Annotated in this window: 10 protein-coding genes, 1 other RNA gene and 2 pseudogenes; 12 read left to right on the top strand and 1 reads right to left on the bottom strand. The window is 39.8% G+C overall.

Annotated features, from left to right (window positions below; translation table 11 throughout):
* Nucleotides 1-478: helix-turn-helix domain-containing protein (locus tag GEZ84_RS08460; RefSeq protein WP_153224207.1), on the bottom strand; the 478-nt coding region annotated here is incomplete at its 3' end.
* Nucleotides 479-1,125: 647 nt separating this feature from the next.
* On the opposite strand from GEZ84_RS08460, the gene comW reads away from it, so the two are divergent.
* From comW to GEZ84_RS11155, 12 genes and pseudogenes are all read left to right on the top strand, one after another.
* Nucleotides 1,126-1,362 (top strand): sigma(X)-activator ComW, encoded by a 237-nt coding sequence (comW, locus tag GEZ84_RS08455; RefSeq protein WP_153224206.1) that lies wholly within the window; start codon nt 1,126-1,128, stop codon nt 1,360-1,362.
* A gap of 229 nt (nt 1,363-1,591) precedes the next feature.
* Nucleotides 1,592-2,878 (top strand): adenylosuccinate synthase, encoded by a 1,287-nt coding sequence (locus GEZ84_RS08450; RefSeq protein ID WP_049535464.1) that lies wholly within the window; start codon nt 1,592-1,594, stop codon nt 2,876-2,878.
* Nucleotides 2,879-3,078: 200 nt separating this feature from the next.
* Nucleotides 3,079-3,546, top strand: a complete 468-nt coding sequence (tadA, locus tag GEZ84_RS08445; protein WP_153224205.1) for a tRNA adenosine(34) deaminase TadA — start codon at nt 3,079-3,081, stop codon at nt 3,544-3,546.
* Nucleotides 3,547-3,578: 32 nt separating this feature from the next.
* Nucleotides 3,579-3,676: signal recognition particle sRNA small type (gene ffs, locus GEZ84_RS08440), an RNA gene on the top strand.
* A gap of 56 nt (nt 3,677-3,732) precedes the next feature.
* Nucleotides 3,733-4,176: a dUTP diphosphatase gene (locus GEZ84_RS08435; protein WP_153224208.1), complete on the top strand. Its 444-nt coding sequence runs from the start codon at nt 3,733-3,735 to the stop codon at nt 4,174-4,176.
* A complete protein-coding gene (locus GEZ84_RS08430) occupies nt 4,136-4,693 on the top strand; it encodes a histidine phosphatase family protein (RefSeq protein ID WP_153224204.1) in 558 nt (185 codons plus the stop codon). Before GEZ84_RS08435 ends, GEZ84_RS08430 begins: the two co-directional genes overlap by 41 nt.
* 13 nt (nt 4,694-4,706) lie before the next feature.
* Nucleotides 4,707-6,068 (top strand): DNA repair protein RadA, encoded by a 1,362-nt coding sequence (gene radA / locus GEZ84_RS08425; protein ID WP_413777007.1) that lies wholly within the window; start codon nt 4,707-4,709, stop codon nt 6,066-6,068.
* Nucleotides 6,069-6,140: 72 nt separating this feature from the next.
* Nucleotides 6,141-6,638, top strand: coding sequence for a beta-class carbonic anhydrase (locus GEZ84_RS08420; protein ID WP_004237611.1), 498 nt, complete (start codon nt 6,141-6,143; stop codon nt 6,636-6,638).
* 24 nt (nt 6,639-6,662) lie between these two features.
* Nucleotides 6,663-7,478, top strand: coding sequence for a PrsW family intramembrane metalloprotease (locus GEZ84_RS08415; protein ID WP_153224203.1), 816 nt, complete (start codon nt 6,663-6,665; stop codon nt 7,476-7,478).
* Nucleotides 7,479-7,623: 145 nt separating this feature from the next.
* A complete protein-coding gene (locus tag GEZ84_RS08410) occupies nt 7,624-8,592 on the top strand; it encodes a ribose-phosphate diphosphokinase (RefSeq protein ID WP_153224202.1) in 969 nt (322 codons plus the stop codon).
* Between the two features lie 426 nt (nt 8,593-9,018).
* A pseudogene (locus GEZ84_RS11160) lies at nt 9,019-9,084 on the top strand (hypothetical protein); the annotation flags it as partial.
* 30 nt (nt 9,085-9,114) lie between these two features.
* Nucleotides 9,115-9,348 (top strand): annotated as a pseudogene (locus tag GEZ84_RS11155) (transposase); the annotation flags it as partial.
* Nucleotides 9,349-9,365: the final 17 nt, after the last annotated feature.

Genomic DNA, 9,365 nt, shown 5'->3' with positions numbered 1-9,365 from the left:
TCGGAGCGATAGATAGGTATCCTTTTCGGATGTGTCGATAGACAGTTGAGGAGCTGACGTCAAGGTTGTGAGTTTTGAGAATATGATAGATGTGTTGTCCCTTTTTAACCCCATCAGAAATGACTTTGTCCATGTCCCAGAAGGTCTTGGAATTGAGAGGAGTTCCTTCACGAGCTTCAACAAGAGTTTGTTCGTACTGCTTTTGAGCTTGTTTAGCGAGGTAGAAGATTTTCTGATAGCCACAATTTTGTCTTCTTTTAGGGCACCCATTACAGACAAAGGGAGCCTTATCGAGTAGAGGGCAAGGAAGGTTATGGCATGTAGACTCTCGGACTTGTCTGTTTCGCTTGACTTCTTTAGAAACAGTAGTCGGGTCTTTTAGAATAAGTTGCCCGATAGTTTTGAAGGTTTCACCGCGCTCTAAGCCTAATTGGATATCATTACGGTCTGAAAGGGTAAGGTGTTTATGTTTTGTCATAGTGGACCTCATTTCTAACTCAAACGTCTCACACTTAATTCCACCATAAAAATCCGTTTTAGACTAATTTCCACTTCGGTTGGGCAAGTGGAAGTTACTTTGAGAAGTTACCCCATATTAACAACATCCATAATTTGGATATTAGGGTCTTTAATGTCTAGTAATTTTGTGATAAAATGTAATTGTTCCATATGATTCTTTCTAATGAGTTGTTTTGTCGCTTTTCATTATAGATTTTATGGGACTTTTTTTCTACAACAAAATAGGCTCCATAATATCCATAGGGGATTTACCCACTACAAATATTATAGAGCCACAAATATTATAGTTACTTTTCTTTTTAATAATTATAAAGTGCTTCATTTCTATTCAATCACTTTATAGCTTAAACTGAGAAAGATTCAATGCAATGGTAATCGTACAGGATGATTTGTAATAAGGATAATTTTTGTAAATCATTTATAGGAAATTTTTTATTTTTAGGGATTTAATAGTTTGTTTTTGATGTAAGATATTTGTTTCTATTCTGTCAACTTTTCCTATTTTTTCTCTTGTTGAGGTTGGTATTTTAACAATTCAGGAATTATTAATGATTAATTAAAATTTTTTGTTAGAATAAGTTCATAAAAAGAAAAGGAGTTTTGATTATGTTACAAAAAATTTATGAGCAGATGGCGGATTTTTATAGAAATATTGAAGAAGAGTATGCTACTTTCTTTGGTGATAATTTTGACTGGGAACATTTTCATTTTAAATTTTTAATTTATTATTTAGTTAGATATGGGATTGGGTGCCGTAGGGATTTTATCGTTTACCATTATCGTGTTGCTTATCGTTTGTATCTTGAAAAATTGATAATGAATCGGGGATTTATTTCGTGTTGAGATGTTTTGAGTAAATTTCCGAACAAATTTACTTTTTTATAGAATTATAATAACAAATAGCTGGTTATTTTTCTAAATCATTTTTTAATAGTTGGAAATAGCAAATCTTTCTATTGTTTCTTCTTGATAAAAAGGCGATTTTTTCTTATAATAAATTGTAAGATATAATTGCAGGTGAGATTCCTGCATGTATGTGAGAAAGGAAGAGCCTGAGGGCTCAGACAAGATTATGACTTCAGTTGTTGTTGTAGGTACCCAATGGGGTGATGAAGGTAAAGGGAAGATTACAGACTTCCTTTCAGCGAATGCAGAAGTGATTGCACGTTACCAAGGTGGTGATAATGCAGGCCACACGATTGTGATTGATGGTAAGAAATTTAAGTTGCACTTGATTCCATCTGGAATTTTCTTCCCTGAAAAAATCTCTGTTATTGGGAATGGTATGGTTGTAAATCCTAAATCTCTTGTAAAAGAGTTGAGCTATCTTCATGAGGAGGGGGTTACAACTGATAACTTGCGTATTTCTGATCGCGCGCATGTTATTTTGCCTTATCATATCGAGTTAGACCGTTTGCAAGAAGAAGCTAAGGGCGACAATAAGATTGGGACTACAATCAAGGGAATTGGTCCAGCTTATATGGACAAGGCTGCTCGTGTTGGAATTCGTATCGCAGATCTTTTGGATAAAGATATTTTCCGTGAGCGTTTAGAACGTAACCTTGCTGAGAAGAATCGTCTGTTTGAAAAATTGTATGACAGTAAAGCGATTGATTTCGATGATATTTTTGAAGAATATTACGAATATGGTCAACAAATCAAGAAATATGTGACAGATACATCTGTTATCTTGAATGATGCACTTGATAATGGAAAGCGTGTTCTTTTTGAAGGTGCACAAGGTGTTATGCTAGATATCGACCAAGGTACCTATCCATTTGTTACTTCTTCAAACCCTGTGGCTGGTGGTGTGACAATTGGTTCTGGTGTTGGTCCAAGTAAGATTGATAAGGTTGTAGGTGTATGTAAAGCCTATACGAGTCGTGTAGGAGATGGTCCTTTTCCAACTGAGTTGTTTGATGAAGTGGGAGAACGTATCCGTGAAGTGGGTCATGAATATGGTACAACAACTGGTCGTCCACGTCGTGTGGGTTGGTTTGACTCAGTCGTGATGCGTCATAGCCGCCGTGTTTCTGGTATCACTAATCTTTCATTGAACTCTATCGATGTTTTGAGTGGTTTGGATACAGTGAAAATCTGTGTGGCTTATGATCTTGATGGTCAACGTATTGACTACTATCCAGCTAGTCTTGAGCAATTGAAACGTTGCAAGCCTATCTATGAAGAGTTGCCAGGTTGGTCAGAAGATATCACTGGAGTTCGTAATTTGGAGGAGCTTCCTGAGAATGCGCGTAACTACGTTCGTCGTGTGAGTGAATTGGTTGGCGTTCGTATTTCTACTTTCTCAGTAGGTCCTGGTCGTGAACAAACAAATATTTTAGAAAGTGTTTGGTCGTAAGAAATTTTTAAGATTTGTTTAAGATAGGTCGGGTATACTATAGACAGTTACAAGAAGACCTCCTAACTTGTTGTAACAAATATCCTAAACTTTTCTTTTTCATAATAATCTCCCTATAGAGTCACCAAATTTGGTGGCTTTTTTTGTATTAGGATTCATGATATAATAATAAAATCGATAAGTAGGAAAAGAGAAAAGAGATGGATTATACGCTTGAAGAAAAAGAAGTCTTTATGAGGAAGGCTTTGAGAGAGGCTGAGATTGCTCTTGAACACGATGAAATTCCAATTGGTTGTGTGATTGTCAAGGACGGAGAAATCATTGGTCGCGGGCATAATGCGCGTGAAGAGTTGCAACGAGCGGTTATGCATGCAGAGATTATGGCCATAGAGAATGCGAACCTGAGTGAGGAGAGTTGGCGCTTGCTGGATTGCACGCTTTTTGTGACCATTGAGCCCTGTGTCATGTGTAGTGGGGCGATTGGCCTCGCCCGTATTCCAAACGTGGTCTATGGGGCTAAAAACAAGAAATTTGGCGCTGCTGGGAGTTTGTACGATATCTTGACAGATGAGCGTCTCAATCATCGTGTGGAGGTTGAAACGGGAATTTTGGAAGATGAATGCTCAGCTATTATGCAGGACTTTTTTAGAAATAGACGGAAAAAATAATTTTGCTTTTAAAATGAATAGGAATGTGATATAATAAATAGTGGAGCAACAGTTCTGCGTGAAGCGGGTCAGGGGAGGAATCCAGCAGCCCTAAGCGATTTGAATTGTGTGCTCTTTTTTTCGTGCTTTTTCCGAATAAATAAGATAGAATAATCTAGAATAAATGATAATAGAAAAGAGAAGATGATGAAAATTCGTGGTTTTGAATTGGTTTCTAGTTTTACAGATGAAAATTTATTGCCTAAGCGTGAGACAGCGCATGCGGCTGGTTACGACTTAAAGGTTGCTGTGCGCACAGTTATCGCTCCAGGAGAGATTGTCTTGGTTCCGACAGGGGTTAAGGCTTATATGCAGCCGACTGAGGTACTCTACCTCTATGATCGTTCTTCAAATCCTCGTAAGAAGGGCTTGGTTTTAATTAATTCAGTTGGGGTTATTGATGGGGATTATTATGGAAATCCTGGGAATGAAGGGCATATTTTTGCTCAGATGAAGAATATCACAGACCAAGAGGTTGTTCTTGAAGTTGGAGAACGTGTTGTCCAGGCTATCTTTGCTCCTTTCTTAATAGCAGATGGAGATGCGGCTGATGGCGTTCGAACTGGTGGATTTGGATCGACTGGGAACTAGGATGAAGATTATCTTTGTACGTCATGGTGAGCCAGATTATCGTGAGATAGAGGAGCGTTCTTATACGGGATTTGGGATAGATTTGGCGCCCTTGTCTGAGAAGGGACGGCAACAAGCCCAGAAACTGAGCAAAAATACCTTGCTTCCTTCAGCTGAAATAATCATATCTTCTGCAGTCACAAGAGCTTTAGAAACGGCTTCTTATGTGGTTTGTGCTACGGGACTTCCTTTGAGAGTGGAGCCATTATTGCATGAATGGCAGGTCTATGAAAGTGGCACAGATAATTTTGAAAAAGCTCGTACTATGTTTCTAGAAAATAAGGGGGAGTTACTTCCTAATAGTCCTATTCAATATGAGACAGCTACGGAAATGAAGTCTCGTTTTCTAGAATGTATGTCTAAGTATCGAGAACATCAGACTGTGGTAGTTGTTGCTCATCGAATGCTCATGCGCCAGTTTGTGCCAAATGAGAAGATTGATTTTTGCCAAGTGATTGAGTGTGAGTTAGAGATATAGAAAGAGGTTTATCATCGCAAAGAAAAAAGCGACATTTGTATGTCAAAATTGTGGGTATAATTCCCCTAAATATCTGGGACGTTGTCCTAACTGTGGGTCTTGGTCTTCCTTTGTAGAAGAGGTTGAGGTTGCCGAGGTCAAGAATGCGCGTGTGTCCTTGACAGGGGAGAAAACCAAGCCCATGAAACTGGCTGAGGTGACTTCCATCAATGTCAATCGAATCAAGACAGAGATGGAGGAATTCAACCGTGTACTTGGAGGCGGAGTGGTCCCAGGAAGTCTCGTCCTCATCGGTGGGGATCCTGGGATTGGAAAATCAACCCTTCTCCTACAAGTTTCGACCCAGCTGTCTCAAGTGGGAACCGTTCTCTATGTCAGTGGGGAGGAGTCTGCCCAGCAGATTAAACTACGTGCAGAGCGTTTGGGAGATATCGATAGTGAGTTTTATCTCTATGCAGAGACCAATATGCAGAGTGTTCGAGCTGAGGTAGAAAGAATCCAGCCAAACTTCCTCATTATTGACTCCATTCAGACTATTATGTCTCCTGAGATTTCAGGGGTGCAGGGGTCTGTTTCTCAAGTGCGTGAGGTGACGGCTGAACTTATGCAGCTGGCCAAAACTAATAACATTGCCATCTTTATCGTAGGTCATGTGACCAAGGAAGGAACCTTGGCTGGGCCTCGTATGTTGGAGCATATGGTGGATACGGTGCTTTACTTTGAAGGGGAGCGCCACCACACCTTCCGTATTTTAAGAGCGGTCAAAAACCGTTTTGGTTCCACTAATGAGATTGGGATTTTTGAGATGCAGTCGGGTGGCTTGGTTGAGGTCTTCAATCCGAGTCAAGTTTTTCTAGAGGAGCGTTTAGACGGGGCTACGGGATCGTCCATCGTTGTGACTATGGAAGGGACGCGTCCGATTTTGGCGGAGGTTCAGGCCTTGGTGACACCGACCATGTTTGGAAATGCCAAGCGTACGACGACAGGACTTGATTTCAATCGCGCCAGCTTGATTATGGCTGTTTTGGAAAAGCGGGCAGGTCTTCTCTTGCAAAATCAGGACGCCTATCTCAAATCTGCTGGCGGTGTCAAATTGGATGAACCTGCCATTGACTTAGCTGTTGCAGTTGCCATTGCTTCGAGCTACAAGGACAAGCCAACCAATCCTCAGGAATGTTTTGTTGGGGAGCTTGGTTTGACAGGAGAAATTCGGCGCGTGAATCGTATCGAGCAGCGCATTAATGAAGCTGCTAAACTGGGTTTTACTAAGATTTATGTACCTAAGAATTCCTTGACAGGAATCACTCCGCCTAAGGAAATTCAGGTCATTGGCGTGACAACGATTCAGGAAGTTTTGAAAAAGGTATTTGCATAATCTGTGACAAATCCTCTTAAAAATGATAAGATAGGAGAAATATTTGACTATCAAATTTTCGAGGAGGGAATCGTGTCGTATTTTGAACAGTTTATGCAAGCCAATCAGGCTTATGTTGCCCTACATGGGCAGTTAAATCTGCCACTTAAACCCAAAACAAGAGTGGCTATTGTGACCTGTATGGACTCTCGTCTGCACGTTGCGCAAGCTTTGGGATTGGCACTTGGGGATGCTCATATCTTGCGGAATGCAGGTGGTCGAGTGACAGAAGACATGATTCGTTCTCTGGTGATTTCCCAGCAACAAATGGGGACAAGAGAGATTGTGGTATTGCACCATACAGACTGTGGTGCTCAGACATTTGAAAATGGGCCTTTTCAGGAGTATTTAAAAGAGGAACTAGGTGTCGATGTGTCAGACCAGGACTTTTTGCCCTTTCAAGATATAGAGGAGAGTGTACGTGAGGACATGCAACTCCTTATCGAGTCTCCCCTAATACCAGATGATGTCATTATTTCTGGTGCTATTTACGATGTGGATACAGGAAGTATGACAGTCGTAGAATTGTAAAAAATTCATTTAGAAAGAAAGTGTATGAAGAAAAACAGTATTTTATTTATTTTTATGTTATTGCTATGTATTGGTTTGCAGTATGAAACCATCTACTATACGGATGGTTCGATGTCAGGTGCGGAATATGGCTTAATGGGAGTTTCTATCTTTCTAGCTCTCTTTTACATGATTCCGGCTCTTTATTTCCTTTTCCGTATTGGGAAAAAATGGGAATTGCCAAAGAACGCTTTGATTCTGTCTTTATTGGGTGGGATGTTCCTTTCAGGCTGGTTGTCTAGCTTTGCTAATACCTATATCCATGATTTGCTGGGGGTTCTTTTTCCAGATAGTGCATTTTTAAATGCCTTTGAAAGTGCTATTGTGGCTCCTTTGGTAGAAGAGCCCTTGAAATTATTGCCACTTGTTTTTGTTTTGGCTTTGATTCCTGTGCGAAAATTAAAATCTTTGTTTTTACTAGGAATTGCTTCTGGTTTGGGTTTCCAAATGATTGAGGATATTAGCTACATTCGTACGGATTTGCCAGAGGGCTTTGACTTTACTATTTCGAGAATTTTAGAGCGTATCATTTCAGGAATTGCCTCTCACTGGACTTTTTCAGGTCTAGCTGTAGTAGGTGTTTACTTACTTTACAGAGCCTATAAAGGACAGAAGGTTGGTAAGAAAGAGGGGCTTATTTTCCTAGGTTTAGCCTTGGGAACTCACTTCCTGTTTAATTCTCCTTTTGTGGAATTGGAGACAGAGTTGCCACTAGCGATTCCAGTAGTTACAGCTATTGCTCTTTACGGTTTTTATCAGGCTTATCGCTTTGTTGAGAAGAACGATGAGATAATGAACTAGAATATTTTTCAAAAGAATGATGCAAGGGTACAAATATGGTGTCCTTCTTTTATTTTTGATTGAAAAATAGTGCAAAAAGAGCTACAATGGTAGATGGAAAAATCTTGTGAAAAGCACAAGCGATACATATATACCGGAGGAAATCATGTCTTTTTCTGATTTAAAGCTGTTTGCCCTTTCTTCTAATCAAGAATTGGCAGAACGTGTGGCGCAGGAGATTGGGATAGAGTTGGGGAAATCAAGTGTTCGCCAATTTTCAGATGGAGAGATTCAGGTCAACATCGAAGAATCAATCCGTGGGAAACACGTCTTTATCCTACAATCAACTAGCTCGCCTGTAAATGACAATCTACTTGAAATTTTGATTATGGTGGATGCTTTGAAGCGTGCGAGTGCAGAATCTGTCAATGTTGTCATGCCTTACTATGGGTATGCACGTCAGGATAGAAAGGCGAGAGCGCGTGAGCCAATCACTTCAAAACTTGTCGCAAATATGCTTGAAGTAGCTGGAGTGGATCGTTTATTGACCATCGACTTGCATGCTGCGCAGATTCAAGGATTCTTTGATATTCCTGTGGATCATTTGATGGGAGCTCCTCTGATTGCGGATTATTTTGAGCGTCGTGGTATGGTTGGTTCTGACTATGTGGTTGTCAGTCCAGACCATGGAGGGGTGACTCGTGCTCGTAAGTTGGCAGAATTTTTGAAAACATCTATTGCTATCATTGACAAACGTCGTAGCGTTGATAAGATGAATACTAGTGAAGTCATGAACATCATCGGTAAGGTCGAAGGCAAGACTTGTATCTTGATTGATGATATGATTGATACAGCTGGAACGATTTGTCATGCGGCAGATGCTCTTGCAGAAGCTGGTGCTGTTGAAGTCTATGCAAGCTGTACGCACCCAGTTCTTTCTGGTCCAGCTATGGACAATATCCAAAATTCAGCTATCAAGAAATTGGTTGTTTTGGATACCATCTATCTGTCAGAAGAGCGTTTGATTGATAAGATTGAACAGATTTCGATTGCTCATCTACTGGGTGATGCTATTGTACGTATCCATGAAAAACGCCCACTTTCTCCACTTTTCAGTATTGAGAAAAAGATTTAATGACCAAGAGGCTGGGTAAAAACTCGCTTCTAACTATCAAAAAAAAGGAGCATTTCCGTAGTTGGAGATGCTCCTTTTTTTATGTCATGGTTTATAAATATAATTGCTTAGTTTTAAAAAAGCATATCATAGTAAAGCTATGGCATATATAATGGATTGAAATAAGATGTAAACAAATTGATTAGAAAAGAAAAATGAATTTCTAAAAATTTTTTAGCAATCAAAATATCCTGTACTATATTCAATCTACTATAGTACAGATTTTAAATAAGGAGCATTAGATTACATCAAAGAGGGACACAGCCATGTCAAGGTGCCCAAGGCTTTTGATGTTGGCGTCAGAACTCTCTTCACTTGGGAAAAGAAAGACGTGAACAAGGACACTTATAGCGGAAAAAGCGAGTCGTCAAAAATCGGAAAATCCCTTTGGAGGAGTTGAAGGCCTTTGTAGAGGCTCATCCAGATGCTTTCTTACGGGAAATTGCGGCACATTTTGCTTGTGCTGTCCCTTCAGTATGGGCAGCTTTAAAGCCATCTCATGTTATTGTTATGGACAATGCTAGTTTTCATCCCAAGAACATTTTGGATGAACTTTGCATTTAAGATAAACACTTTTTCTTACCTCTACCACCTTATTCACCGGATTTGAATCCTATTGAGCAATCTTGGGCTATCTTGAAAAAGGAAGTAACAGATTTATTAAGGGAAGTCCCAAATGTTTTTGAATGCTTGGAGCGCTTTTTTAAAACTAAATGATTATATTAGGGAAAAGT

Origin of the sequence: Streptococcus mitis (genome assembly GCF_009496155.1) — a bacterium.
Classification (GTDB): Bacteria; Bacillota; Bacilli; order Lactobacillales; family Streptococcaceae; genus Streptococcus; species Streptococcus mitis_BQ.
This window is presented reverse-complemented; position numbering and strand designations above follow the sequence as displayed.